The organism is Streptomyces inusitatus (genome assembly GCF_014651115.1).
Taxonomy (GTDB): domain Bacteria; phylum Actinomycetota; class Actinomycetes; order Streptomycetales; family Streptomycetaceae; genus Streptomyces; species Streptomyces amakusaensis.
In genome coordinates, this window is the sequence record NZ_BMWG01000002.1 from 685418 (window position 1) to 711458 (window position 26041).

27 protein-coding genes, 1 tRNA gene and 1 pseudogene are annotated in these 26041 nt (G+C 71.2%); 17 read left to right on the forward strand and 12 right to left on the reverse strand.

Going from position 1 to position 26041, the window contains the following annotated elements; translation table 11 throughout:
- Positions 1–62 precede the first annotated feature (62 nt).
- Positions 63–1352: a cytochrome P450 gene (locus IE247_RS06945; protein ID WP_190122123.1), complete on the forward strand. Its 1290-nt coding sequence runs from the start codon at positions 63–65 to the stop codon at positions 1350–1352.
- A gap of 63 nt (positions 1353–1415) precedes the next feature.
- On the opposite strand, the gene IE247_RS06950 is transcribed toward IE247_RS06945, so the two are convergent.
- A complete protein-coding gene (locus IE247_RS06950; RefSeq protein ID WP_229868730.1) occupies positions 1416–3512 on the reverse strand; it encodes a bifunctional glycosyltransferase 87/phosphatase PAP2 family protein in 2097 nt (698 codons plus the stop codon).
- 327 nt (positions 3513–3839) lie between these two features.
- Between IE247_RS06950 and IE247_RS06955 the strand changes: the two genes are divergently transcribed.
- From IE247_RS06955 to IE247_RS06965, 3 genes are all read left to right on the forward strand, one after another.
- Positions 3840–4541: an O-methyltransferase gene (locus tag IE247_RS06955; RefSeq protein WP_190121983.1), complete on the forward strand. Its 702-nt coding sequence runs from the start codon at positions 3840–3842 to the stop codon at positions 4539–4541.
- A 146-nt stretch (positions 4542–4687) separates the two neighbouring features.
- Positions 4688–5056, forward strand: a complete 369-nt coding sequence (locus IE247_RS06960; protein WP_190121984.1) for an antibiotic biosynthesis monooxygenase family protein — start codon at positions 4688–4690, stop codon at positions 5054–5056.
- Positions 5057–5115: 59 nt separating this feature from the next.
- Positions 5116–5601, forward strand: a complete 486-nt coding sequence (locus IE247_RS06965) for a GNAT family N-acetyltransferase (protein ID WP_190121985.1) — start codon at positions 5116–5118, stop codon at positions 5599–5601.
- 45 nt (positions 5602–5646) lie between these two features.
- On the opposite strand, the gene IE247_RS06970 is transcribed toward IE247_RS06965, so the two are convergent.
- Complete coding sequence (locus tag IE247_RS06970) at positions 5647–7710, reverse strand: MFS transporter (protein WP_190121986.1); 2064 nt, start codon at positions 7708–7710, stop codon at positions 5647–5649.
- A gap of 267 nt (positions 7711–7977) precedes the next feature.
- On the opposite strand from IE247_RS06970, the gene IE247_RS06975 reads away from it, so the two are divergent.
- The gene (locus tag IE247_RS06975) at positions 7978–8640 is read left to right on the forward strand and encodes an HAD-IA family hydrolase (protein ID WP_190121987.1); all 663 of its coding nucleotides are present in this window, start codon (positions 7978–7980) and stop codon (positions 8638–8640) included.
- Positions 8641–8726: 86 nt separating this feature from the next.
- Here the strand turns inward: IE247_RS06975 and IE247_RS06980 are convergent, their stop codons facing one another.
- From IE247_RS06980 to IE247_RS06990, 3 genes are all read right to left on the reverse strand, one after another.
- Positions 8727–8987 carry a superinfection immunity protein gene (locus IE247_RS06980; protein ID WP_190121988.1) on the reverse strand — a complete coding sequence of 87 codons (261 nt, stop codon included), beginning with the start codon at positions 8985–8987 and terminating at the stop codon, positions 8727–8729.
- A 161-nt stretch (positions 8988–9148) separates the two neighbouring features.
- Positions 9149–9733: a TMEM165/GDT1 family protein gene (locus tag IE247_RS06985; RefSeq protein WP_190121989.1), complete on the reverse strand. Its 585-nt coding sequence runs from the start codon at positions 9731–9733 to the stop codon at positions 9149–9151.
- A 253-nt stretch (positions 9734–9986) separates the two neighbouring features.
- Positions 9987–10724, reverse strand: a complete 738-nt coding sequence (locus IE247_RS06990; protein WP_190121990.1) for an ABC transporter permease — start codon at positions 10722–10724, stop codon at positions 9987–9989.
- Between the two features lie 284 nt (positions 10725–11008).
- On the opposite strand from IE247_RS06990, the gene IE247_RS06995 reads away from it, so the two are divergent.
- The 3 genes from IE247_RS06995 (at position 11009) to IE247_RS07005 (ending at position 13310) form a co-directional block, all read left to right on the forward strand.
- Positions 11009–11680 (forward strand): HNH endonuclease family protein, encoded by a 672-nt coding sequence (locus tag IE247_RS06995; protein WP_190121991.1) that lies wholly within the window; start codon positions 11009–11011, stop codon positions 11678–11680.
- Positions 11681–11945: 265 nt separating this feature from the next.
- A complete protein-coding gene (locus IE247_RS07000; RefSeq protein ID WP_373305518.1) occupies positions 11946–12413 on the forward strand; it encodes a DoxX family protein in 468 nt (155 codons plus the stop codon).
- 243 nt (positions 12414–12656) lie between these two features.
- Positions 12657–13310, forward strand: coding sequence for a DedA family protein (locus tag IE247_RS07005; RefSeq protein ID WP_190121992.1), 654 nt, complete (start codon positions 12657–12659; stop codon positions 13308–13310).
- Positions 13311–13382: 72 nt separating this feature from the next.
- Here IE247_RS07005 and IE247_RS07010 read toward each other — a convergent pair whose 3' ends face one another.
- The 3 genes from IE247_RS07010 to IE247_RS34175 form a co-directional block, all read right to left on the reverse strand.
- A complete protein-coding gene (locus IE247_RS07010; protein ID WP_190121993.1) occupies positions 13383–13604 on the reverse strand; it encodes a DUF2277 domain-containing protein in 222 nt (73 codons plus the stop codon).
- 74 nt (positions 13605–13678) lie between these two features.
- Positions 13679–14320, reverse strand: coding sequence for a DUF3592 domain-containing protein (locus IE247_RS07015; RefSeq protein WP_229868732.1), 642 nt, complete (start codon positions 14318–14320; stop codon positions 13679–13681).
- A gap of 27 nt (positions 14321–14347) precedes the next feature.
- On the reverse strand, positions 14348–14590 hold the full coding sequence (locus IE247_RS34175) for a hypothetical protein (protein ID WP_229868734.1): 243 nt from the start codon (positions 14588–14590) through the stop codon (positions 14348–14350).
- Between the two features lie 164 nt (positions 14591–14754).
- On the opposite strand from IE247_RS34175, the gene IE247_RS07020 reads away from it, so the two are divergent.
- The 5 genes from IE247_RS07020 (at position 14755) to IE247_RS07040 (ending at position 19622) form a co-directional block, all read left to right on the forward strand.
- On the forward strand, positions 14755–15606 hold the full coding sequence (locus IE247_RS07020; RefSeq protein ID WP_190121994.1) for a nuclease-related domain-containing protein: 852 nt from the start codon (positions 14755–14757) through the stop codon (positions 15604–15606).
- 38 nt (positions 15607–15644) lie between these two features.
- The gene (locus tag IE247_RS07025) at positions 15645–16352 is read left to right on the forward strand and encodes an 8-oxoguanine DNA glycosylase OGG fold protein (protein WP_229868736.1); all 708 of its coding nucleotides are present in this window, start codon (positions 15645–15647) and stop codon (positions 16350–16352) included.
- 122 nt (positions 16353–16474) lie between these two features.
- Positions 16475–16660, forward strand: coding sequence for a hypothetical protein (locus tag IE247_RS07030; RefSeq protein WP_229868738.1), 186 nt, complete (start codon positions 16475–16477; stop codon positions 16658–16660).
- Positions 16657–16944 (forward strand): hypothetical protein, encoded by a 288-nt coding sequence (locus IE247_RS07035; protein ID WP_190121996.1) that lies wholly within the window; start codon positions 16657–16659, stop codon positions 16942–16944. The genes IE247_RS07030 and IE247_RS07035 overlap by 4 nt, the downstream gene beginning before the upstream one ends.
- Before the next feature lie 158 nt (positions 16945–17102).
- Complete coding sequence (locus tag IE247_RS07040; RefSeq protein ID WP_190121997.1) at positions 17103–19622, forward strand: right-handed parallel beta-helix repeat-containing protein; 2520 nt, start codon at positions 17103–17105, stop codon at positions 19620–19622.
- A gap of 99 nt (positions 19623–19721) precedes the next feature.
- Here the strand turns inward: IE247_RS07040 and IE247_RS07045 are convergent.
- Positions 19722–19796: transfer RNA gene (locus tag IE247_RS07045), tRNA-Val, on the reverse strand.
- Positions 19797–20140: 344 nt separating this feature from the next.
- On the opposite strand from IE247_RS07045, the gene IE247_RS07050 reads away from it, so the two are divergent.
- Entirely contained in the window at positions 20141–20812 is a 672-nt protein-coding gene (locus IE247_RS07050; protein WP_308433198.1) for a DUF4097 family beta strand repeat-containing protein, read from the forward strand.
- A gap of 36 nt (positions 20813–20848) precedes the next feature.
- Positions 20849–21721, forward strand: a pseudogene (locus tag IE247_RS07055) (IS5 family transposase); the annotation flags it as partial.
- 3 nt (positions 21722–21724) lie between these two features.
- On the opposite strand, the gene IE247_RS07060 reads toward IE247_RS07055, so the two are convergent.
- Positions 21725–22264 (reverse strand): hypothetical protein, encoded by a 540-nt coding sequence (locus IE247_RS07060; RefSeq protein ID WP_229868742.1) that lies wholly within the window; start codon positions 22262–22264, stop codon positions 21725–21727.
- A gap of 185 nt (positions 22265–22449) precedes the next feature.
- Between IE247_RS07060 and IE247_RS07065 the strand changes: the two genes are divergently transcribed.
- Together IE247_RS07065 and IE247_RS07070 are read left to right on the forward strand one after the other, a co-directional pair.
- Entirely contained in the window at positions 22450–23817 is a 1368-nt protein-coding gene (locus IE247_RS07065) for a hypothetical protein (RefSeq protein WP_190121999.1), read from the forward strand.
- A gap of 82 nt (positions 23818–23899) precedes the next feature.
- Complete coding sequence (locus IE247_RS07070; protein WP_190122000.1) at positions 23900–24127, forward strand: FmdB family zinc ribbon protein; 228 nt, start codon at positions 23900–23902, stop codon at positions 24125–24127.
- A gap of 68 nt (positions 24128–24195) precedes the next feature.
- On the opposite strand, the gene IE247_RS07075 is transcribed toward IE247_RS07070, so the two are convergent.
- Positions 24196–24855, reverse strand: a complete 660-nt coding sequence (locus IE247_RS07075) for a response regulator transcription factor (protein ID WP_190122001.1) — start codon at positions 24853–24855, stop codon at positions 24196–24198.
- Positions 24846–26027 carry a sensor histidine kinase gene (locus tag IE247_RS07080; protein ID WP_190122002.1) on the reverse strand — a complete coding sequence of 394 codons (1182 nt, stop codon included), beginning with the start codon at positions 26025–26027 and terminating at the stop codon, positions 24846–24848. The genes IE247_RS07075 and IE247_RS07080 overlap by 10 nt, the downstream gene beginning before the upstream one ends.
- Between the last annotated feature and the right edge of the window lie 14 nt (positions 26028–26041).

Below are 26041 nucleotides of genomic sequence, written 5' to 3' on the forward strand. Positions count from 1 at the left end.
TTCGGGCGACTTCTGATGGGTCGTCAGAGATGCTGCCGCCCGTGCCAGAGCTGGAGTTGCCGATGCCCTGCCCCCATCTGCCGGAAGGGTTCGACTTCACCGATCCCGAGCTGCTCGGGACCCGTGTGCCGCACCCCGAGTTCGCTCTGACGAGACAGACCGCCCCGGTGTCCTGGGTCCCCCAGCGGCGCGGCTCCTCGGGCTTCGACGACGAGGGCTACTGGGCGGTGACCCGGCACGCGGACGTCAAATACGTCTCCACGCGCCCTGAGCTTTTCTCGTCCTTCCTCAATACGGCGGTCATCCGCTTCAACGAGTCGATCCAGCGCGACCAGATCGACGTCCAGCGGCTGATCATGCTCAATATGGACCCGCCGGAGCACACTCGCGTACGGCAGATCGTGCAGCGCGGATTCACCCCGCGCGCGATCGGCTCGCTGCGGACCGCGCTCCACGACCGCGCCCGGCGGATCGTGGCCTCGGCGCTCGGCGCGGCGGCGGACGGCTCCTTCGACTTCGTCAGCGAGATAGCGGTGGAGCTGCCGCTCCAGGCCATCGCCGAGCTGATCGGCGTACCGCAGGAGGACCGGGCCCGGATCTTCGAGTGGTCCAACACCATGGCCTCGTACGACGATCCCGAGTTCGCGGTCACCGAGGCGGCCGGGATCGAGGCGACGGTGGAGTTCCTCTCGTACGCGATGGATCTGGCGGCGGCCCGCAAGAAGTGCCCCGCCCAGGACATCGTCAGCCGGCTGGTGGCGGCCGAGGGGGCGGGCAATCTGTCCTCGGACGAGTTCGGGTTCTTCGTGATCCTGCTGGCGGTGGCGGGCAATGAGACCACCCGCAACGCGATCACCCATGGGATGCACGCTTTTCTGACCCACCCCGAGCAGTGGGAGCTGTACCGGCGGGAGCGCCCCGAGACGGCGGCGGAGGAGATCGTGCGCTGGGCCTCGCCCATCGTCTCCTTCCAGCGCACCGCCACCCGGGATCTCACCCTGGGCGGCCGGGAGATCCGCGAGGGGGACCGGGTGGGGCTCTTCTACTCGTCCGCCAACAACGACCCCGAGGTCTTCGACCGGCCGGAGGTCTTCGACATCACCCGCGACCCCAATCCGCACCTCGGGTTCGGCGGCGGCGGCCCGCACTTCTGCCTGGGCAAGTCACTCGCGGTGATGGAGATCAATCTGATGTTCGACGCGCTGGCGGACGCGGCGCCGGATCTCCGGCTCGCGGGCGAGCCGCGCCGGCTGCGCTCGGCCTGGCTGAACGGGATCAAGGAACTCCAGGTCACCAGGGGCGGCGGCCCGAGTGTGCCGAGTGGCGGAATCGGGCGCGCGGGCGGATCCTGACTGAACGCGGCGATCCACCCCAGGGGGTACGGGAACCTTCCGTACCCCCTGGGGCAGCGCGCGCTACGACGGGGGTCCGGCCGGGACCGCCGCCTGCGGCTCCTGAGGATCGCCCGGGTCCTTCGAGTGGAGGGCCTTCCGCGGCTCCCCGCTCCCCCGGGGCTCCCGCGCGGCCGGGACCTGAACCGGAACCGGGGCCGGGCCCTGAACCGGAATGGTCTCGGGGACGGCGGCGGACCCCTCCGTACCCTCCGCGTTCTCCTCGCGCAGCTCGCGCCGGCCGGAGAGCAGATAGGTCAGGGCGAAGCCGGAGACGACGACGACCGCGCCGCCCAGCGCGTCCAGGATCCAGTGGTTCGCCGTGCCGACGATGACGACCAGCGTGATCAGCGGGTGGAGCGTGGCGAGCAGCTTCATCCACAGCTTCGGCGCGAGCAGTACGACCACCACGGCGCACCACAGCGACCAGCCGAAATGCAGCGAAGGCATCGCCGCGTACTGGTTGGTGACCTGGGTCAGCGGGCCGAACTCCGGATTGGCGAGGTCCTCGGTCCGGTGGACGGTGTCGATGAAGCCCATGCCGGGCATCAGCCTCGGCGGCGAGAGCGGGTAGAGCCAGAACCCGAGCAGCGCCAGCAGGGTGGCGAGGGCGAGCGCCGAGCGGGCCCAGCGGTAGTCCGAGGGACGGCGGACGTAGAGCACGCCCAGAATCAGCAGCGGGATCGGGAAGTGGAACGAGGTGTAGTAGAAGTTGAAGACGGCTTCCAGCCACTGGGTCCGCACCACCGCCTGGTTGGCCCAGTGCTCGATGTCGATGCCGATGGCCTGCTCGATCGAGATGATCTGCCGGGCGTGCTCCCGCGCCGCCTCCACACCGCCGGTCGCGGCGAGGCGGATCTGCGAGTAGACGGAGTAGCCGACCCTGATCACGATCAGTTCGAGCAGCAGATTCGGCCGGCTCACCACGCGCCGCCAGAACGGCAGCAGCGGGATCCGGCTCCAGCGGGACGGCAGCGGCCTGCGGTACTCGGTGGGGACGGGCTGCCCGAAGCCCGGCGAGGTCCGAAGGAGGAACGGCACCGCGCAGGCCGCCGCCAGGGCGGCGATCAGCACCGCGTTGTCGCGGACCGGGTGGAGCACGGCGATGTTCGGCAGCAGCATCTTGGCCGGCAGGGTGAGCGCCAGCACCGTCAGCACCGGCCACAGCATCCGGTCCGACCAGCTCTTGCCGACCCGGCCGACGACCGCGAGCAGCACCCACAGCAGCTGGTGCTGCCAGGTGGTGGGCGAGACCGCGACGGCGACACAGCCGGTCACGGCGACGGCCAGCAGCAGCTGGCCGTCCTGGGCGTAGCGCACCGCGCGGCGCAGGCCCAGCCAGACCACCGCGGCGGCGAGCGCCAGATAGAGAGCGATCTCCAGCGGCCCTTCGAGGCCGAAGCGGAGCAGCGCGCCGTGCAGCGACTGGTTGGCGAGCCCGTCGGGATGGGTGCCGAGCCCGGCCCCGGCGGCGTGGTCGATCCAGTACGCCGACGAGTCGCCGGGCATCGCGGCCCAGGCCAGCGCCGAGCAGACGGCGAAGGTCGCGGCCGAGGTGATCGCCGCCCGGCGGCGGCCGGTGAACCAGAGCAGCGGGGCGAAGAGCAGCACGGTGGGCTGAAGCGCGGCGGCGACGCCGATCAGCAGGCCGGACCGTCTCTCGCCGCGCGCCACGAAGCAGCCGAGGAGGACGAGAAGGACGGGGATGACGCTGGTCTGGCCGAGATGGAAGCTGTTGCGCACCGGGAGCGAGAGCATCAGCAGGCTGAGCGCGACCGGGGCCGCGAGCAGCTGACTGCGGCGCGAGACGGGCCCGGGGAGGGCGCGCGCCACGACCAGGGCGATGCCGGCGACCAGCAGCAGGGTGCCGAGGGCCCAGGCGATGCCCAGGGTCTCTTCGGCGGCGTGGGTCAGCGGTTTGAGCACCAGCCCCGCGAAGGGGGTGCCGGTGAACCGGTCGGTGTCGTACAGCGACCCCTCGACCCGCAGAACGCCGTTCTCGCCGATCCAGGCGTCCAGTTCCATGAAGCGTTCGCCGGGGGGCTGTCTCAGGACGGCGGCCGTCTGCCGTATGGCGAGAACGGCGGCCACGAGCCACAGGGCGATCCTTGCCGCACCCATCCTCGAATCCGTCGTCGCACTCCCGCGCACGCTGTGCTCCGCGTTCGCCACGTCGCGCCGCGCCTCCCCTACGTTCCGTTGTGTCCGGTTCTGCTCGGTGTCCCGAAGCCTTGCCCCAGAGCCTTGCACTGCCCGGTCGAGGAGACTCGGGCAACCCCCTCTTTGCCTGACCGCCGTCGGGATCCCGATGCCCGGCGGCGGCGGACGGCATGACGGGGCACGACATGCCTGAAGGGGCCGTGGGGGGACCTCAGGCCGTGGCGCGCACTCGCCCGTCACGGCTGCCGGGCCCGGGCCCGGAACCCCTCACTGGCATAAGTTTGACGTATGAATCAGAAGTCTCAGCAGCCCCTGGCGCGGAACCCTGATGTGTGGAGCGCGGTCGACGGCTATGTCACCGATCTGCTCGCCCCCGACGACGAGGCGCTGACCTCGGCTCTCTCGGCGAGCGACCAAGCGGGCCTGCCGCAGATCGCGGTGGCGGGCAATCAGGGCAAATTGCTGTATCTGCTGGCGAAGACCCAGGGCGCGCGCAGCGTGCTGGAGATCGGCACCTTGGGTGGCTACAGCACGATCTGGCTGGCCAGGGCGCTGCCGGAGGGCGGCAGGCTGATCTCCCTGGAGTACAGCGAGGCCCATGCGGAGGTGGCCCGCGCCAATCTCTCCCGCGCGGGTCTGGACGGGATCGCGGAGGTGCGGACGGGGGCGGCGCTGGAGACGCTGCCGAAGCTGGCGGCGGAGCCGGGGGCGGGCCCGTTCGATCTGTTCTTCATCGACGCGGACAAGAAGAACAATCCTCATTACGTGGAGTGGGCGCTCAAGCTCTCCCGGCCCGGCAGCGTGATCATTGTCGACAATGTGATCCGCGGCGGCGCGGTGCTCTCCGGGGAGGGCGCGGACGAGGCGGTCACCGGCACCCGGGAGATGTTCGAGGTGGTGGCCCGGGAGCCGCGCCTGGAGGCGACGGCGATCCAGACCGTGGGGACGAAGGGGTACGACGGGTTCCTGATCGCCCGGGTCCTGTCCTGACCCCGGCCGTCCTCTGAAGGGGCGGTCCCGGCTGAAGGGGTGGTCCCGACTGAAGGGGTGGTCCCGACTGAAGGGGTGGTCCCGGCGACCGTACGCGGCAGCGCGGCGGGTACCGTCGGGACCACCTCTATGCGAAGGATGTCCCTGTGGCCAGCGTGGTGAAGATCAACGTTCTGACCGTCCCCGCCGAGCAGCGCGAAGTGCTGGAGAAGCGCTTCGCCTCCCGTGCCGGATCCGTGGAGAGCGCCGACGGCTTTGAATGGTTCGAGCTGTTGCGCCCGCTGGAGGGCACCGACGACTATCTGGTCTACACGCGCTGGCGCAGCGAGGCGGATTTTGAGGCGTGGATGGCCGGTTCCATGCGCGGTGCGCACGGCCAGGCGGCCGGCTCCGGGCAGGGCGGTCCCGGGCAGGGCGGCGAGGGCGGCGAGGGCGGCGAGAAGCCCAAGCCCGCCGCGACCGGTTCGACGGTGTGGTCGTTCGAGGTGGTCCAGTCGGCCGCCCCGAAGGCCTGACCTGTCTGAGCCATAAAATCGCTGGTCAGCGGTGCGGCGGCTGAGGTAGAGAGGGTGCTGTGAACCACTGGACCTTCGCCCCCGAGGCCGTCGGCACCCCCGACGCGAGCCTGCTGCGCCATGACTACTACGACGAGGTCGCGAGCCGCTACTGGAAGCGGCCCGCGACCGCCGAGGAGATAGCCGGCGGGCTCGCCGGGGACGGCGCCGAGCTGCTCACCCCGCCCACCGGCGAGTTCCTCGTCGGCCGGTACGGCGGCGAGGCGACGGCAGCGGCCTGCGGCGGAGTCCTGCTGCTGGACGCCGACCGCGCCGAGCTGACCCGGGTCTATGTGCGGCCCGCGTTCCGCGGCAAGGGGGGCGCGGGGCTGCTCCTCGACGCGCTGGAGGAGCGGGCGCGCGGGCTGGGGGCCCGGCGCATGGTGCTCAACACCCGGCTCGACCTGGTCGAGGCCCGTGCGCTGTACACCCGCCACGGCTACGCCGAGACCCCCGCGTACTGCACCGGCCCGTACATGGACGTCTGGTACGCCAAGGAGCTGTGAGCGTTGCGAGCTGCGAGCTGTGAGCTGTGAGCGCCTCGGGGGCTCTCACGGCGCGCGGTGGTCCCGGGGCGGCCCGGGGCCGCCCGGCCGCTCGCCGTCCGATCCGCACAGCTCCGCGTTGAGCTCCTCCACCAGCTGTACGAGGTCGGTGGGCCGGTCCGGCCCCCACCAGTCGCCGAGCAGTTCGGCGAGTGAGTCCTCCCGGGCCTGGGCCAGCCGGACGGCGGCCTGGAGTCCGCTCTCGGAGAGCAGCAGCTGCACCCCCTCGCGCCGGACGAGCCCGCGTTCCTCCAGCTGCCGCGAGGCGTTGGTGATGGCCTCCAGCGGTACGGGGGTGGTGTCGGCGAGCAGGCCGGGTTCGACGGTCCCGTGGCGGCGGATCCGCAGCAGCACCCAGCTGGCGGCCGGGAGCAGGTCGTACCCCGCCTTGGCGGTGATCCGCTCGTACACCTCGCGGCGGCCGTCGCGCGAGCCGAGCACCGACAGCGCGCGGGCGCACTCCTCCCGGGAGGAGCGTTCGACCGGGTTGGAGGCGAGGGTCTGGCTGGGGTCGGGGGCGGTGACCGAGCCGCGCAGCGGGTCCTCCCTGAGGAACCAGGCGACGATGAAGGCGAGCACCACCACGGGCACCGCGTACAGAAAGACGTCGGTGATCGCGGAGGAGAAGGCGTGGATCACCGGCTGGCGCAGTCCCGGCGGGAGTTTGGAGATCGCCTGCGGGTCGGCTGCCAGCTCCCCGGCGTCGGCCCCGGGGGGAACGGGCCGGCCCCGGAGTGCGTCGGCGAGCTTGGTCCGCAGCCCGTTGGAGAAGACCGTGCCGAAGATGGCGACGCCGAAGGAGGCCCCGATGGAGCGGAAGAAGGTCGCCCCGGAAGTGGCGACGCCCAGATCCTCGTAGCGGACCGCGTTCTGCACCACCAGCACCAGCACCTGCATGACCAGGCCCAGACCGGTGCCGAAGACGAAGAAGTAGACGCTGATCTGCCAGTTGGAGCTGGTCTCGGTGAGCCGGTGGAGCAGCAGCAGCCCGATCGCGGTGATCCCGGTCCCGAGGATGGGGAAGATCTTCCACCGTCCGGTGCGGCTGACGAGCTGCCCGGAGACGGTGGACGCCAGCAGCAGCCCGATCACCATCGGCAGCATGTGCACGCCCGAGAGGGTGGGGCTGATGCCGTGCACGACCTGGAGGAAGGTCGGCAGGAACGTCATCGCGCCGAACATGGCGAACCCGATGATGAAGCTGATGACCGCGACCAGGGTGAAGGTGCGGATACGGAAGAGCCGCAGCGGCAGCACCGGCTCGGCGGCCCGGCGCTCGACCCGGATGAAGACCGCCAGCAGCACCGCGCCGAGCACGGCGAGCCCGATGATCTGCGGTGAGCCCCAGGCCCAGGTGGTGCCGCCGAGCGAGGCGACGAGGACCAGACAGGTGGCGACGGAGGCGATCAGGAAGGTGCCGAGGTAGTCGATGGTGTGCGGGGTGGAGCGGACCGGGATGTGCAGCACGGCGGCGATGACGAGCAGTGCGACGACGCCGATGGGGAGGTTGATGTAGAACACCCAGCGCCAGCTGAGATTGTCGGTGAAGAAGCCGCCGAGCAGCGGGCCCAGCACACTGCTCGCGCCGAAGACCGCGCCGAAGAGCCCCTGGTACTTGCCGCGCTCGCGCGGCGAGACGATGTCGCCGACGATCGCCATCGACAGCACCATCAGCCCGCCGCCGCCCAGGCCCTGGAGCGCGCGGAAGCCGATGAGCTGGGGCATGTTCTGGGCGATGCCGCAGAGCGCGGAGCCGATCAGGAAGATGACGATCGCGGCCTGGAAGAGCTTCTTGCGGCCGTACTGGTCGCCGAGTTTCCCCCACAGCGGGGTGGCGGCGGTGGAGGCCAGCAGATAGGCGGTGACCACCCAGGAGAGATGTTCCAGGCCGCCCAGCTCGCTGACGATGGTGGGCAGCGCGGTGGAGACGATCGTCTGGTCGAGGGCGGCGAGCAGCATCCCGAGCAGCAGGGCCCCGATCGCGACCATCACGGAGCGGGGATTCTGGCCCTCGCCCGGGGCCGGGCCGCCGGCCGGGCTCGGGGGGCTGCCGCTCGCTTCCAGCGCCATGGGCGATCTCCTCGGGTCCGCGTCCTCTCCATCGTGTGGGGTGCGGACGGTTACGGCCTGCGGAGAGGGGCCGGGGGTGGGGCCGGCGGGCGCGGGGGTGGCGTTGTGGCGCTTTGGTTTGTATCCTATTGAAACAAAGTGGCTTCGTCCGTACTCCCTGACCGGCGGGCGAGGCCGCTTGACTCTTCACCCTCTCTTCCTTCTTTCTTTCCTTCCGCGCGGTTTTCGAGGAGTGTCCGCGGTCGCCACGGAGTACGGAGCACCTCGATGCCGAAAGCCAGCCTGACCGCCCGCGCCCTCCTCCTCGACATGGACGGCACCCTCGTCAACTCGGACGCGGCGGTGGAGCGCATCTGGCGGCAGTGGGCCGAGGGGCACGGGCTGGACCCGGACGAGGCCCTCAAGGTCGTCCACGGCCGGCAGGGGTACGCGTCGATGGCCGAGCTGCTCCCGGACCGCCCGATGGAGCTGAACCACGCGGAGAACGCCGAGATGCTCGCCCGCGAGACCGCCGACGTCGAGGGCGTCGTGCCCATACCCGGCGCCGCCGCCTTCCTGGCCTCCGTCGCGGATCTCCCCCACGCCCTGGTGACCTCGGCCGACGCCGCCCTGGCCCAGGCCCGGATGACGGCCGCCGGCCTGCCGATGCCCGAGGTCCGCATCACCGCCGAGTCCGTCGGCGCGAGCAAGCCCGACCCCGAGGGCTTCCTCAAGGGCGCCGCCGAACTGGGCTTCACCCCCGCCGACTGCGTCGCCTTCGAGGACTCCGCCGCCGGCATCACCGCCGCCCGCGCCGCCGGCACCCTCATCATCGGCGTCGGCCCCCGCGCCCTCCCCCACTCCCCCGACCTCCACGTACCGGACCTGACCCACCTGGAGATCACCGCCGCCCCGGACGGCCTGATCACCTTCCGCCGGAGGGCCTCCTAGCGAAGCCAGGGGGACGCGAACCTGGCCCCACGAGACCTGGAGGCCGCCCCGCAGAGCTCCCGGTTCAACTCCGGGAGCGGGCACGCTTACTCGGTAGCACGCGGCGACTGGCTCCTCGCGGCCATCGCCAGCGCGACAATCCATCCGATCAGAGTCCACCCGAGTAGCAGATTGATCACGAGAACCGATCCGCTGTTCGGGACGTTCCGAGTGAAAGCCACTATCGTCGGTACGAAGTAGGCGATAAATAGAATTACGCCAACAGCCACTGCAATAACCGTCGCACCATCACCAAACACTGTCGCCTCCACAAGGCGGTTGGCTTCCGATGATTTCAGCTGGCTCATCATCCCTGACTTTCACCGGCTGTACAGATGCCGTGCCCCAGAACACCAGGGTCTGGCACCTGCTCGACTTTCCTCCGGAGACCGCACGCCTCAACCACTGAGCAGCACCGGACGTGCGGCCCACACCCCTCCCGCCCCGGGAGCCCCCGGAGCCCCCGGCCTCACCCCGTGATCGCCTCGTACAGGCTGAACCCGGCCAGCGCCAGCATCAGCCCCGCGGCCACCTTCGTGATCAGCTTCAGCGGGACGTACTTCATCAGCGTCCGCCCCCCGAGGATCCCGATCCCCGCCACCGTCCACAGCGCCAGCACCGCGCCCAGCCCCACCGAGACGGGGTTGTCGTAGCGGGCCGCCAGGTTCGCCGTCATGATCTGGGTCAGATCGCCGAACTCGGCGACGAGGATGAGCATGAAACCGGCGCCGGAGACCTTCCAGAAGGACTGGTCGGCCGGGGGCTTGATGTTCTCGCCGTCGTCGTCGTGCTTCCTCAGCAGGAGCACCAGCGCACCCGCCAGGAAGAGCGCGCCCACCACGGCCTGCACCAGCCGGTGGGGCAGCAGGGTCAGTACGCTGCCCGCCGCGATCGCCAGCGCCACATGGACAGTGAAGGCGGCGGCCACGCCGGCGAAGACATAGGAGGCGCGATAGCGGGTGCCCAGCATCAGACCGGCGAGGGCGGTCTTGTCGGGGAGTTCGGCGAGGAAGACGACGCCGAAGGTGATCGCCATGACAGTGAAGCTGATCACGGTTGGGATTCCTCAATCGATCGGGGCTGCCGCACCGAGAGACCAAACGTGAAAGAGGGGTCGCTTCGGCCCGGCAGCGTCAATAGGACACTGCGGCCGAAGGTCTCGCTGGCGGATCAGTACGATCCGCCTCCGGGCGCCGGCCGGACCCGAGGGTCCAGCAGTATGTCGACGGTCCGGCGAAGAGCTACTCCCCTTCTGCTCCGTTCAGGGTACGCCACCCCCGTGCGGCCCGCCCTCCCCGCGCCCGGCCTCATCCGTCGCGGCGCAGCTTTCCGCGCGCCACCAGCTCCAGCACCACCGCGACCGCCACCGCCTGCACCGCCATCAGCCCGACCAGCACAAACAGCTGTACGGCTCCGGCGAGGAGCGGGGACGCGCCGCCGAGCAGCATCCCGACGAACGCTCCCGGGAGAGTGACAAGGCCCACGGTCCTGGTCTGGTCGAGCCCCGGGAGCAGCGCGTCCGCCGCCGAGCCGCGCGCCACCTCCAGCCGGGCGTCGCGGTCGAGGAGGCCGAGCGCCATGCCGGCCTCCACCTCTCCGTGCCGGATCTTCAGCTCGTCCAGCGCGCGCCGCCCCGCGAGCACGGTGACGGTGAGCGCGCCGCCGATGAGGATCCCGGCGACGGGGACCAGCGCGATGCCCTTGAGGGGTACGAGCCCGGTGAGCAGCAGCGCGGCCAGTACCGGGAAGACGCCCGCCGCGATGGGCGCGGCGGCCCACCACCAGCTCGCGCCCCGGGTGATCCGGCGGCCCGCGGTGCGCACGGCGACGGCGTACATCAGGAGGACGAAGCCGAACAGCAGCGGCAGGGAGCCGACCACCCAGCCGATGACGAGGGAGACGGCGGCGAGCTGGACGGCGGCCCGCGCCCCCGCGATCACGATCTCCCGGGCCCGTCGGAGGTGGGCGAGCGCGACCACCGTCGCGGCCACCGCGAGGAGTACGGCCAGGACCGCGCCGAAGGTGGCATTGACCGTCAGCAGCACCCGGCAACCCTACGCCCACGCCCGGCCGCCGGTCGGCCGGCCGCAGGGCCCACCTCGCACCCGAACAAGTGTCAGAACCACGCACCTCCGAAATCCGTACACACCCCATCAGCAACCCCGGCCACTTCACCGGAATGTGTTGATCCGTCAGAACACTTGATCTGTCGTGTCCATGTCGTCACCCTGTTGTCGAGGGCCTGCCAACACCGCCGGCCCGATGGTCCAGCCCCGCCGCCCGGACGTCCGGCGGCGGTCCGGCTCCCGCCACCGACCAGGAGTTGAAGATGTTCAGCCGCTACGCGCGTCACCCCCGCAGCAGCGCCACCGTCCGCCGTGTCACCGCCCTGGCCGCCACCGCCGCACTCGCCCTCACGGGACTGCTCGCCACCGCCCCGGCCGCCCAGGCGGCACCGCCCACTCCGGTGGACGGGGCCACCGCGCGCTCGTACCTGGCGGGGCTGACCGTACGGACCGACGGGTCCTCCAGCGGCTACAGCCGCGACAAGTTCCCCCACTGGTCGACCCAGTCGGGCACCTGCAACACCCGTGAGGTCGTCCTCAAGCGCGACGGCGTCGGCGTGGTGCAGAACTCCAGCTGCGCGGCGGTCAGCGGCAGCTGGTACTCGGAGTTCGACGGCGCGACCTGGACCGCGGCCTCCGACGTGGACATCGACCACCTCGTGCCGCTCGCCGAGGCCTGGCGCTCGGGCGCGAGCGGCTGGACCGCGGCGAAGCGCCAGACCTTCGCCAATGACCTCGTCCAGCCGCAGCTGATCGCCGTCACCGACAACGTCAACCAGGCCAAGGGCGACAAGGACCCGGCCAAGTGGCTGCCCCCGCGCACCTCGTACATCTGTACCTACGTCCGGATGTGGGTGCAGGTGAAGCACTCCTACGGTCTGAGCGTCGACACGGCGGAGAAGAGCGCCCTCCAGTCCGCGCTGGCCGGCTGCTGACCGACGGCTTACCGGCGGCTTACCGATGGCCGACCGGTCGGTGGCCTACGGGCGACCCACCGCTGACCGGCGGCTTACCGGCCGCCGGTCAGCCGGTGACAGGGAGAGGGGCCGGAATAGGGCACAGTCTCGTTTTAGTCGGATATTCGACATGAGATTCCTATGAGAAACACCCTCCGATTGAATGTTGAACTTGCAAGCAATAATCGCGTCTCCCTAGCTTTGGCTCATTGGTTCCCTGTCCCCCACACAGCAGGAGTCCCCCATGGCCAACACCTCTCTGCCCGCGAAGCTCGACCAGTCCCAGCCCTATGTCATAGGCGCGTTCCGCATCGTCATCGGCCTGCTCTTCGCATGTCACGGCGCGGCCTCGCTCTTCGGCGTCCTGGGCGGCGCGCACGGCGGCGGCACAGTCGAGACCGGCGCCTGGCCGGGCTGGTACGCGGCAGTGATCCAGCTGGTCGGAGGCGGTCTGGTGATGCTCGGCGTCGGCACCCGCAGCGCCGCCTTCATCTGCTCCGGCTCGATGGCGTACGCGTACTTCGTGGAGCACCAGTCGGCGGGCCTCTTCCCGCTGGAGAACAGCGGCGAGGCCTCCGCGCTGTTCTGCTGGGCCTTCCTGCTGCTGGTCTTCACCGGCTCGGGAGCCCTGTCGCTGGACAAGCTCTTCGGCTCCCGCGGTTCCGACCGCACCCGGGAGAAGGGCCGCGATTCGGCCACCGTCGCCGCCTGATCACCCCGGCCGAGCGCCCGGATCCTCCCCCAGGAGGGCCGGGCGCTCCGCTCTCTCCCGGGGCCTTCCCCAGAGGCCGACCGGGCCCGAGTCTGAATTCAGGACAGAAAGTGATGATCACAACATTGATGACCCCTGGGTGATCTCTCGGCAAAGCCCCGGCGTACGCTGTACAGCTGATACTGCCGCCAAAATCGACCGCTTCCCGCGTCGCGGCACGTCCACGAAACGGAGCGAGTCAAGGTGCTAGAGAGTCTGGGGTCGCTGACCAGCAGCCCCTGGATCTACGCAGTGGTGGCCCTCTCCGTACTCCTCGACGTCTTCCTGCCGGTGCTGCCGAGCGGTGTGCTGGTGATCGCCGTGGCGACCGCCGCCGCGGCCGGCTCGGCCACCGCCACCACGGTCGCCGGTGCGGCCGAGCAGGTCCCGCGCGAGGTGCCCTCGCTGCTGATCCTGGTGTTGTGCGCGGCCACCGCCTCCGTACTCGGCGACTTGATCGCCTATCGGCTGGCCCGGCGCGGCGGACACCGCTTCGACCGGGCGATCGCCAAATCGCGCAGGCTGACCAGCGCACAGGCCCGCCTCGGCGCGACGCTCAGCCGCGGCGGCGGGGCGCTGGTCGTGATCGCCCGCTTCGCCCCGGCCGGCCGCTCGGTGGTCTCCCTGAGCGCGGGTGCCACCCACCGCAAGGTGAAGGACTTCCTGCCCTGGTCGGCCCTGGCCGGAGTGGCCTGGGCCGGTTACAGCGTGAGCCTCGGCTACTTCGGCGGCCAGTGGCTGGGCGCGAGCTGGGTCGGCGCGGCGGTCTCGGTGCTGGCGCTCTTCGGCGCGGGCGCGCTCGCCGCGTACGTCATGCGCAGACGGCCGACGGCCGCCCCGGCCGCCGCCGAGGCCTGAAGAGCCTGAACCGGCCTGACCGGCCTGACCGGCCTGACCGGCCTTAAAACCGCCCGCCCTGGGACCACTGTCTCAGGGCTTTGCCATACCCCGGACCTCCAGCCCTTCCAGGAGCACCCGAGTCGCCTCCGTGATCTCCTCGACGGCACGCTCGAACACCTCCTTGTTGTGCGCGGCGGGGGCCCGGAAACCGGACACCTTCCGTACGTACTGAAGGGCTGCTGCGTGGAAATCCTCCTCGGTGGCCTGCTCGGGGAGGACCGGCGGACGGAGAGTCTTGATACTGCGGCACATGCCTTCAGTGTGCACCCGCCCGGTGCGCTCCGGGGCTGTTCCGGCGGATCGCGAGGGACGGCGGATCGCGGGGCCTAGTGGATCGTGAGGCCGCCCCCGGCGACCGCCTCGTCCAGATCCACGCCGTCCAGGGCCGCCGGGGCGGCCAGCACCACCGGGATCGCCCGCTCGTCGCCCGGGGCCGCCGGGTCGAACCAGACCACCGCGCGATCGCCGGGGCGCGGCGGGGCGGCCCGGTCGAAGAGCCCGGTCTTGGTCACCCAGCGGTCGATCCCCGTGTGATCGGTGAACTTCACGACGAAGCGGATACGGGGCCGGCCCATGATCTCGGTCCCGGTCGCGGCGGCCTCGGTGACCTCGCCCCGGGTACGCCGCCCCGTCGCGAGAACCTCCCTGGTCCGCGCCGCGCGCCGCCGCCGGACCCGCTCGTACAGCAGCGAGAGGACGATCCGCAGGACGGCGACGGACAGCAGCAGCGCGGGAACCCAGTACCGCGAGGTCCACGCCAGCCACGCCGCCGCGCCCCACTCCTCGCCCGGCAGCCCGCTCGCGTCCACGAAGACGCCGGGCTCCGGGGCGGGCGTCCAGAACGAGCGCGCGCCGAAGAAGAACCCGAGGGCGATGCCCACGGCGACGACCGCCGTCGAGAGGGCCTCCTGAAGGTTCAGCCCGATCCGGGCGGCCAGCCGTCTCCTCGGCCCCAGGCCGCTGAGCACCCCGGCGAACGCTCCGGCGAAGGTCGCCTAGAAGAACCCCGGCAGATCGTTGACCGGCTCCGTGTCCTCGGTGAGATAGCCGGTGCCCACCGGGTAGGCCGCCATGTCGGCGATCCCCACCCCGAACAGACCCCAGGCCCCGCCGAAGACCAGCAGCCCCAGCGCCGTACCGACGCCGAGGACCGGACCCCGGCTCCGGCTCCGGCTCCGGCTCCGGCTCCGGGCCAGCTCTCGTCTCCGCCGCTCGGCGGCCGGATCGACCGTGCTCATCGCTGCCCCCTGCGCGCTCGCACTCCCGGCGTCCGGCGGACCGGAGCGAAGTACCGGGAAGCATAAGACAGTTGTCCCCACCGGGACCCGAGGCAGTCTTGCGCGCGCGGCACGAGGGCTGCTGCCATAGCGGCACGGTCGGCGCTGCTGCGGGAGGGGTCCGGGTGGAAGAGCTGAGGGTCACCTCGTGGCAGCGATTCGGACATGACCGTCTCTATGTGAATCTTCCGGACGGTACTACGGTCGCCTGGGCCGACCGGGCCAAGGGCGAGGTCACCTTTCTGCGGCCGAGCTACCGCGACGCGGTCTTCGACGCCCTCGCCCGGCACACCCCCGGCGACGCACCCGGGCACCCGGCCGCCGCCCCCCGTTCCCCGGCTCCGGCACTGCCGCCGCTGACCCCGGAGGACGACCTCAGCTCCCGCCGCCCCGGCGCGGCACTGCGCGAACTGCTCGACGATTCCGGCCCCGGGCTGCTGGAACGCCTCCTCGACCGGCTGCTCCGGCGCGGCTCGGACTGGGACTCCTGGCGTCAGGGCCTGATCGGCGAGCGCCGGGTCGGAGCCGAGCTGAACCGGCTGACCCGGCACGGCTGGCGGGTGCTGCACTCGGTGCCGCTCCCGCGCGACGTCGACATCGACCATCTGCTGATCGGCCCCGGCGGGGTCTTCTGCGTCAACACCAAGCACCACGAGCGGAAGTCCGTCTGGGTCGGCGATCACACCGTGAAGATCGACAACGGCCCGCCCCGGCCCCATCTGATGAAGAGCCGCACCGAGGCCCGCCGGGTCCGCGCCGTCCTGGAGCGGTTCTGCCCCTTCGCCGTCCCCGTCCAGCCGGTACTCGTCTTCGTCGGCGTCACCCGGCTCGATGTCGCCGCCCCCGACCTCGATGTCCGCGTCTACCAGGAACGCCAGGTCGCCGCTCTGGGCCCGCTGTCCGGCGCGCTCACCGCCGCCCAGGTCGAGCGGGTCTTCGACGTGGCCCGCGACCGGCGCGTCTGGCTGGACGCCTGACACCCACCGGCCGGCCCGCTCCAGGGCATCCTTGCCCCATGACGATTCAGGGGGACATGGTCGAGCGGTTGCGACCGCTGGTCGAGGCCTGCCAGGACCGTGAGCAGGGAGCCGTACGGTTCCGTCCGGCCACCTGGCGCCCCTGGCTGGAACCCCACGGCGCGACCCGCGTCCTCTCCGCCGGAACCCCCGCCCCCGGCTTCCCCGCCGGGGACCGCCACCTCACCCGCGGCGATCTGGCCACCCTGCGCGACCGCGCGGACGACCGCCCCGACGGCCTCCGCGACCTCTTCACCGCCACCATGATCTGGGGCTCCGGCACCAGCAACGGCCGCGGCCCCCGCCACACCGCCGCCGCCCTCTCCGACCCCCGGCTCCCCCGGACCCTCCGCGCCACCCGCGACGCCGTCCGGGCCGGAGAGCTGCGCCAGGCCTACGAGCGCTTCGCCGTCCGAGGCGTCGGCCGCTCCTTCTTCACCAAGTGGTTCGCCGCCGCGGACGACCGGGACGCCGCCTCCCCCCGCGCCCTCATCCTCGACGACCGCGTCCTCCGCTCCCTCAACCGCCTCGGCTGGTCCAGCGCGACAGCGGCCGGAAGCCGCCGCCGATCCCTCCGTTACGTCACCTACGTACACTCCATGCACGCCTGGGCCGAGCCCCTGTCCCTGGACGCCTCCCGGCTCGAATGGATCATGTTCGAACTGAACGGGCAGGTGGGCACGGGGACCGGGTCGCCCATCGCCTGATCCGCCGGTCATAACCCGTCAGAGTGAATTCACGCCACCACCGCTCCGACCGCCGATACCCTGCGCGGGACATGACCGACTTTGCCGACGAAGCCCGTTCCCGAGCAGCCCACTTACTCCGCATGGCCCGCACCGACGACGCCGTCCAACGCGCCCGCATCATCGCCTACGCCGCCAGCACCCCCGACCCTCCCCTCATGGGGCCCCAAGGCATTCACACCACCGGCTGCCCGGTATGCGCGGGCACCATGTGGCTCCAGCGCGAGATCCGCGTCTGCGCCTCCTGCGGACACATCGAGGACACATGATCTGCCTCCGCTGCGGACTCGCCCACTCCCGCGAAGACAACACCGGCCTCCAAACCGTCCTCGCCGCCCTCGACCACGTCCTCGACACCCTCCACCCCACCCGCGCCGCCGACCGCCACATCACCCGAGCCCTGGAGGCCCAGATGGGACAGACCATCCAGACCCGCGGCTGCCCCAAATGCGGCGGCACCATGTACCGCACCGTCGACACCGACCCCGACGGCAATCAAATCGGCGCCCCCCAATACGTCTGCTCCAACCACACCTGCGGCACGGTCGAATGAACCCTGCCCGGGGAAGCGCTTCTTCTTAGGTCCGCCGTCCGGGGATTCGTGATCTGCCGCACCGGCAAAACCGACTACACGGCCGTCGGCTGCACCGTCGGCGGTCGAGCGTGGATCAGCGGCTCCGGTTCCCACTGGCTCGACCGAGGACCCCGACCATGACTCTGTACACCTTCGGCGGGACGCCCGCCGATGTTCTGACCGACCCGACCGGCAATGTCCTCGCGGACCATCCGGTACTGGTGCGCGCCGCCACCACCGGGGCGATCGTCACCACGCTCTACGAGGCGGACGGGGTGACCGCGATCGGCGCCCTCCGCACCAACCCGTCCGGCAGCGCGGCACCGGGCGCGATCCGGCTGTTCAAGGCCGCGGACGTGCCCGCGATCGAGTACGAATACGAGTCCGGGGCCGGAGCCGGAGCCGGAGCCGGATCCGGCGGCGGGTCCAGCGGCGGGTCCGGGTCCGGCGGCGGTGCGGGGACGCGGGTACGCCGGTACCGGACGGCGTGGGAGTCGGCGCGGGCTACCCCGGCGGGCGCACCGGGCCCCGCGGGTCCCACGAGTCCCACGGCCCCCACCGGGCATCTCTTCCCGGTGACCGGCGCGGTGGGCGACGGCATCACCGACGACCGCGCCGTGATCCAGGCCCAGCTGAACGCGGCCCGTGACGCCGGCGGCGGAACGGTGGTCCTTCCGCCGGGCCGGGTCTACGGTGTCGCCGACTTCCTGACGGTGTACGACAACACGGTGATCTCGGCCTACGGCGCGACCGTCAAAGCCATCGCCAACACCGGCATCCTGCGGAACTTCCTGAGCTCCGAGACCTTCGCCGGGTACACCGGCCACTCCCGGATCCAGGTGCTGGGCGGCGTATGGGACGGCAACGCGGCCGACGGAACCACGGGCAGCGTCACAGCGATGGTGAACGTGATCGGATTCGTCCACTGCGCGGACGCCACCGTACGGGACGCGATCATCCGCGACACCAGTTCGGCACACGGCGTGGAGATGAACTCCGTCGACGGCGGCCGGGTGATCAACTGCCGGTTCGAGGGGTACCGCGACAACTCCGGCACAGCGTCACGGCGGTACTCCGAGGCGGTACAGATCGACCTCGCCAAATCCGGCAGCTCGTCGATCGGGCTCTTCGACGACACCCCGGCGAGGAACATCCTCGTCCAGGGCTGCTACTTCGGCCCCTCGGCACGGCTCGGACCGTTCGGACGGGCGGTCGGCTCGCACAGCAGCGCCCCCGGCGTCCACTACGACAACATCCAGATCCTGAACAACAGAATCGACTCCACACTCCAGGAAGGCGTCCACGGATTCGGCTGGCGCCGCTCAGTGATCGCCAACAACATCATCGAGAACACCGGGCTCTCCGGCATCGAAGTGACCGTCCCCGATCCGGCGACGGCCGGATACGCCCTCACTTCCCACTCCGTCGTGATCGCGGGGAACGTGGTCGACAGCCCGGCCGGGGAGTCGGCGATCCGGGCCATCGGCCACGCCACCGCGAAGCTGAGCGGCGTACGCATCGACGGCAACACCCTCCGCGACGCGGCCTCGACCGGCATCCAGGCCGAGCACTGCACCGCCCCCGGCATCACGGGCAACACGATCGACTCCACCGGTTCGACGGGCATCTTCGCTCACTACAGCGACGGCGCGTCGATCGAGGGCAACACACTCCGCGCCACCGGCTCCAACGCGATCAACGTCAGCGGGAGCGTCAGCGCGGCGATCACCGGCAACCACATCGACACCACCACCACGAACCACGGCGTCTACATCGGCCTCGGCGGCGACCGCACGACCGCCGGCCGGGACGCCGTCATCACCGGCAACAAGATCCGGAGGGCCGGGAGCGCGGGCATCCGCCTGTCCACCTCCGCGACCGGCTGCCTCGCCACGGGAAACCAGATTCGCAGAGACGGCGGAACCACCGCGAGCGGAATCTCCCTCGCCGCGAACGCGACCGGAGCGATCCTCCTCGGCAACGACCTCAGCAAGAACGCCTGGAACGCGCCCACCGCACTCGCCGTCTCCACCGCCGCTCCCGTCACCGGCGGCGGCGAAACGACCACTCTGCCCGGAACCAACATCGTCGACACCGACCTCACCCCGGGGCACGCCCTGGAATCGGCCCTCCGGCCGCCCGGCAGATACGAGACCACGAGCCGGCTCCGCTGCGGCACCGCGTCCACCCCCCTCAGCGGCGTCCTCAACCTCGTACCGATCTGGCTTCCACGGGGCCTGACCATCTCCAACATCAGCTTCACCTCGGGCACCATCGGCGCGCTGTCCCCCACCAACCACTGGTTCACCCTCCACGACGCCTCCCGAGCGGCCCTCGCACGGACCGCCGACCAGACCACCGCCCCCTGGCCCGCCGACACCACGAAAACCCTCGCCATCGCCCAGACCACGACAGCGAGCAGCGCCCCCTCCTTCACCACCGCCTACGCCGGGCTCCACTACCTCGGCATCATGATCGCCGCCGCCACCCCGCCCACCCTCATCAGCGAGGGCACCCTCACCGCCCTCGCCTCCACCCCACCCGGCCTCGGCGCGACCAACACCAACCAGACCACACCCCCCACCCTCACCGACGGCACCTTCACCACCGCCGCGTTCACCGGCAGCGCGCTCCTGGCGTACGCGTACGTCACCTAGGGTCCGGCTCCCTGGAGTCGATCTCCTAAAAATCCCCTGAAACGACAGCAGCGGAGTCCCGGACCAAGGTCGGTCCGGGGCTCCGCTGCTGTTCAACCATGGTGGGCGCGGACGGTTTCGAACCGCCGACATCTGCTTTGTAAGAGCAGCGCTCTACCCCTGAGCTACGCACCCGTGGATGAGAGGACAGCGTACATGGCGGAGGGCCCTGACTCGCAAACCCGTTCTCGCGGGTCAGGGGCGGGAGGGGGCAGGGGGCGGAGGGGGGATAGCCCCACCGTGGGGAGGGTGGGCGGCCGGATCGTGGTGGGGGTGGGGGGCTCATAGCGTGGGGGGACATCGCTTGGGGAACCGCTGGGGGAATGATCTTGATGGCCGCGAACACCGTCGTCACCGCCGTTGACCGTGCTGCCGCTCGGCGGGGCCGGCTCGTCCGGGTCGCTGTGGGGATCGGGGGTGGGGGGATGTTGATGGGGGCGCTGGTGGGGTGTGGGAGTGCGGAGGCGGAGGAGGCGCCGGTGGAGCGGAAGGCGTTCGCGCTGGAGGGGGATCGGTTGACGGTGGACAGTGACAATTCGGCGGTGGAGGTGGTCGCGGCCGATGTGGAGAAGGTGGAGGTGAGCAGGCAGATCGATGGGTGGGTGTTCGTCGGGAGCGGGCCCGAGGCCTCGTGGCGGATGGAGGGGGAGCGGCTGGTTCTGCGGATGGGCTGCAAGGGGATCGTCAGTGACTGTTCGGGGCGGCAGACGGTGAAGGTGCCGCGTGGGGTCGCGGTGACGGTGGTGGATGAGAACGGGGGCGTGACGGCGTCCGGGTTCAGTACGCCGTTGAAGATCGATTCGGGCAACGGCGATGTGACGGTGCGGGACACGAGCGGGGCGCTCGACCTGGTGAGTGACAACGGGACGATCACCACGGAGAGGGTCACGGCGAAGACCGTGCGGGCGGTGTCGGACAACGGGGAGGTCCGGATCGGGCTGAAGGCGGGGGCCGTGCCGGAGCGGGTGGAGACGGTGAGTGACAACGGGGGGATCAGGATCGATCTGCCGCGCGCGGGGGCTCCGTACGCGGTCACGGCGGAGAGCGACAACGGGACGGTGGACGTCGACCCGGCGGTCGGCTCGGGTGGGACGCGGGTGGTGAGCGCCCGGAGCGACAACGGGTGGGTGAAGGTGCGCGCCGCCGACTAGAGGTGTCTCTTTGACCGGTTGGTCAGTTGATCGGATGTGTCCGTCCGGTTAGTGATCACTGATGCGATGTGGGGCCGGATCGAGCCGCTGGTGCCGACCGGTCCGGCCCGCGGTCGGCGATGGGGTCGATCACCGCCGAACCTTGGAGGCCATCGCATGGAAGTGCCGAACCTGCTCGCCCTGGCGGGACCTGCCGGACGAGCTCGGCTCGTTCCAGACCGCCCGCAAACGGCTGATCCGGTGGGCCGTGGACGGCACCTGGGAACGCATCTTTGCCGCGGTCCTGGCAGCGGCCGAGGGTGCTGACGACATCGGCTGGACCGTGTCGGTGGACTCCGCCGTCTGCCGAGCTCACCAGCATGCCGCCGGTGCCAGGAAAAAGGGGCTCCAGGCCGGGCCGAACCCGACGACCATGCGCTCGGACGCTCCCGAGGCGGTCTCAGCACGAAGGTTCACCTCGTCGGCGGCAGCCGTGCACGCCCCCTGGCTCTCCGGGTCACCGCAGGCCAGGCAGGCGACGCCCCGGCCTTCGAGACCGTCATGGCCGGCATCCGTGTTCCGCGAAGCGGACCTGGAAGACCGAGGACCCGACCCGATGCCGTCCTCGCAGGCCGCGCGTACTCATCCCGCGCGATCCGAAGCCACCTCCGCCGACGCGGAATCCGCGCTGTCATTCCCCAGCCGTCCGACCGGGTCGGCCACCGTCTGCGGCGAGGCCGCCCGGGTGGCCGACCACCCGCTTTCGACGCCGAGGCGTACAAGCAGCGCAACGCGGTCGGACGATGCATCAACCGGCTCAAACAGTGGCGTGGGCCGGTAATGCGAACGGACAAGCTCGCGATTGCCTACCAGGCCGCACTCCACCTCGCGGCCATCCTCATCCGGGCCCGCAGACGACCCACGAGAGAAGCTTCAGGACTGATGGCCGATGTCAGGAGCGTGTTCTTTGAGGAATGCGCCCGCGTGGGCCGCCGCTTCTTCCGCGGTCGCGTAAAGCGTCCCATCGGCGACCGTGCCGGATGTCCCATCAGCGCCCTTACCCGTCCAGCGCCAATCGCCGGAAGGCGACTGCACCAGCTCGGCAGTCCCTCCGAACAGCGCAAGTGTGCTTCTGCCCGCCGCCGCAGGTGTCGGGCGACTGACGGCGTCGGGCCATTTCTTGCGGGCGCCCTGCCGGGTGATGCCCCAGACGGCTCCCAGCTGCTCATAACTCGCGCCGTAGGAGCCGGCGGTTGCTGCCGCCCGCTCCGCCAGCCGCTTGGTCTCGACATCCACCACCTTCCAAGCGGCCAGGACGGACAGCGCCACTTCGGCGGGATTCGCATCCCACATACGGTCCGCGGGCAGCCCGGTCTCTCGGGAGCGGATGGCCGAGGCCAGGGGATTCAAGGCGTCGTACAGGGCCTTGTCGAGCTCTGCCTGCTCTTCTGGGGTGATCTCAGAGGGCATCATGCGACAACTATAGTTCCCGATACTGTCGACGTAAACTAAAGTTTCCGCACCGCATCGGTTGCACCTCCGCCGCATCAGAGAGACAGGCTCCAGGGGTGGCTGGACCGGGGGGTCTCGGCCCGTGTGTTCGCTGGTGCCAGGTGCGAGAATGTACCGGGTACGGCGACGCAGCACGGGAGAGGGATGTGACGGCGACACACACGCGGCCGCACGCGGGAGCGACAGCGAGTGCCGTCAGGGATGTGCTGGCCTTGGTGTTGCTGCCGGTGCCGCTGGTGGCGGCCGTGGTGGCGGGGGCGTTCACCGGGGGTGGGTCGCGGCGGTGGTTCGGGGGGCGCGGGGAGAGTCAGCGGGCGGAGGCGCAGGCGGCGAAGGACGCGGCGGCTGCGGCCTTTTATGAGCTGGACACCGCGCAGCGGGATCTGCGGATCTCGATCGAGACGATCACGGCGGTGGACAGCTCGGCGGGGGCGCGCCGGGCGGTGGAGGGTTTCGAGGCGCTGGGGCGGCGGATCGACGAGGTCAGTCACCTGTATATCGCGGCGGTCGACGCGCATGATCTGGACCGCGACGACCTTGAGCCGGCGGTCGCGTCGCGGGCGCGGGACGAGCTGAATCGGGCCAAGGGGGAGCTGGCCGGGGTCAAGGCGGAGCTGGACCGGTTCGGTGCGGGGCTGGGGCCGCTGCTGGACACGGCGGAGTCGCAGCTGGCCCGGCTGGCGCCGGCCGTGGAGCGGGCGAGAGCGGCGCTCCTCGCCGCGAGCAATGCTCTCGATTCGGTGCGGAGCTCTGGAATGCGGGCGGACTCGCTCGCCGCCCGGCTCGCCGCGCTCGCCCCGGAGCTGACGATGCTCAATCAGGGCGCGGGCCGGCACGGCGTCCCCGAGACGCTGCACCGCGCCGACCGGGTGCTGCGCGACGCCGAGGCGGTACGGACGGAGGCGGAGCGGCTGCCCGAGCGCGCGGCCGAGATCGATCGGCGGCTGGTGTCCCTGCGTACCCGCGCCGAGGCGCTCACCACTCGTGCCGGTTCCGTCGAACCGGTGCTCAGCGAGCTGCGCCGCCGTTTCAGCGCCGCCTGCTGGCAGGATCTTCAGCCGGTGCCCGAGCAGGCGTCGCTCGGTGTCCGGCAGGCCGAGGAGAAGCTCCGGGAGGCGGCCGAGGCGCGTGAGGAGCAGCGGTGGCCGGACGCGACCGCGCTGCTCGGCACCGTACGGGCGCTGCTGAACAGCACCGACGAGGCCGTGTCGGCGGCCGGGGACCGGCTTCGGCGGCTCGACGCCGTCGCGAAGGATCCGCAGCGGGAGATCGACCGCACACGGTTCGCGCTGCGCGACGCGCAGCGGCTCGCCATGTCGGGGCGGCACACCCCCGACCCCCGGCACGCCGGGCCGCTGGACAACGCCGTCGCCCGGCTGGACCGGGCCGTCGCCGCCCTGGAGGGCCGTCACCCCGACTACTGGCGCTTCCTCACCGAGAACGAGGCCGTTCGCGCCGACGCCACCCGGGTGGTGGAGCGGATCAGGGAGGAGCGGGGCGCGGCCGGGGCGTAGGCAATCAGACAAAGCCGCCGACGCCGCGAGCAAGCCTCTTCGGCACAGGGAGAGTTCGGCGCGGAACGCGTAGCCTGAGGGCATGCCCCGATACGATTTCCGCTGCCGCAGCTGCGGCGACACCTTCGAAGTGAACCGGCCGATGGCCCAGTCCTCCGACCCCGCCGTCTGCCCCTCGGGCCATGACGACACCGTCAAGCTGCTGTCCGCCGTAGCCGTCGGCGGGTCCTCGTCCGCGTCCGCCCCCTCCCCCGCTCCGGGCGGCGGTGGCGGTGGCGGTGGCTGCTGCGGAGGTGGCTGCTGCGGCTGAGCCGAGCTTGAGCTGAACCGAGCCGAGACGCCATGACGGCTCCGTGCCGCAGGCCGAGCACGGAGCTGTCAGCCGCCCAGATAGCGGAGGACCGCCAGCACCCTGCGCGAATACCCCGTCGTCCCGGTCAGCCCCAGCTTGTCGAAGATCGCGTTGATGTGTTTCTCCACCGCGCTCCGCGACACCGACAGCCGCAGCGCTATCGCGCCGTTGGCGTGCCCCTGCGCCATCTCCTCCAGTACGTCCCGTTCCCGCGCCGTCAGCCGGGAGAGCGGGTCCACCCGGCTGCCCCGGGTCAGCAGCTGGCGTACGACGTCGGGGTCGAAGGCGGTCCGGCCCCGGCCCACCCGGTCCAGGGCGTCGAGGAACTCGTCTATCTGGACCACCCGGTCCTTCAGGAGATAGCCGACGCCGCCGGTGCCGGGGCCGCCTTCGTCGGAGGTCAGCAGCTCGGTGGCGTACCGCTTCTCCACGTACTGGGAGAGCACCAGCACGCCCACCCCGGGCCATCGGCGGCGGATCTCCAGGGCCGCGCGGAGGCCCTCGGCGGTGTGGGTGGGGGGCATACGGACGTCGGCGACGACGACATCGGGGGGACGCGCCTCGACCGCTTCCAGGAGTTGTCCGGCGTCGCCGACCGCCGCGAGGACCTCATGGCCCTCCTCGGCGAGGAGCCGCACCAGGCCCTCCCGCAGCAGGGTCGAGTCCTCGGCCAGTATTACGCGCACGGCAGCTCCGCGGTGATCGTGGTGGGTCCGCCGGGCGGGCTGTGCACCCCGAACCGGCCGTCGAGTGCGGCGACCCGGCTCGCCAGTCCGGTGAGGCCGCCGCCCGCGGGGTCCGCGCCGCCCGAGCCGTCGTCCTCGACGCTCAGCCGCAGGGTCGCGCCGTCGCGCCGCAGGCTCACTCCTATCCGGGTGGCTCCGGAGTGCTTGACCACATTGGTGACCGCCTCGGAGACCACGAAGTACGCGACGGTCTCCACCCGCCGGGCGGCCGGGGGCGTCACCTCGTACTCCACCCCGACGGGCAGCGGGGTGCGCTCGGCGACCGTCTCCAGGGCGGCGTGCAGCCCGGCCTCGTCCAGCACGGTGGGGTAGACCCGCCAGGCGACCTCGCGCAGTTCGGCCAGGGCGCGGCGGCTCTCCTCGTGGGCCTGGAGGAGGAGGGCGTCGGCGCGTTCGGGGTCGCGGCCCCGGCGGGCGCGGCCGAGGAGCATCCCGAGAACCACCAGCCGCTGCTGGACCCCGTCGTGGAGGTCGCGTTCGATGCGGCGGCGTTCGTCGTTGACCGCGTCCATGACCTCGGACCGGCTGGCGGCGAGCTGGGCGATCCGGCGTTCGAGCAGGTCCTGTCGGCTGGGGCCGAGGAAGCGGCGGGCCAGGGCGCTCTCCAGGAGAACGGTCCCGTAGACGCCCTGCGCGGAGAGGATGATGACGAAGAGTCCGAGCAGACCGGCTCCGACGACCGCCAGCGGGTAGTCGATCGTGGTGACGAACCAGCCGAAGAGGGCGATCGTCACCCAGGAGAGCCCGGTGAGCGCGCAGCCGAGGATGAGGCCGCCGAGCAGCCCGAGCGGGATGCGGGCGGCGGCGTAGCGGGCGGCGCGGGCGGGATCGCAGGGGGTGGCGGGCGGCAGTTCGCGGAGGCGGTCCCCGTAGAACTTCTCCAGTCTGCGCAGCTCGATTCCGGTCGCCCGGGTGGCGAGCGCGGCGAGGGCGCGGGAGGCCGCCGGGCGTCCGCGCGGTGAGGCCAGGGCCGGCAGCAGGGCCACGCCCGCGAAGAGTGCGAGAATCAGTTCAAGCACGGCGGTGGCGGCCCCGACGGTCAGCCCTGCCGCGTAGCGCGCACTCCGTGCCGCGACCGCCCGGCCGGCCACCCGGTCCACTGCTTTGTCCATGACCGGTCACGCTA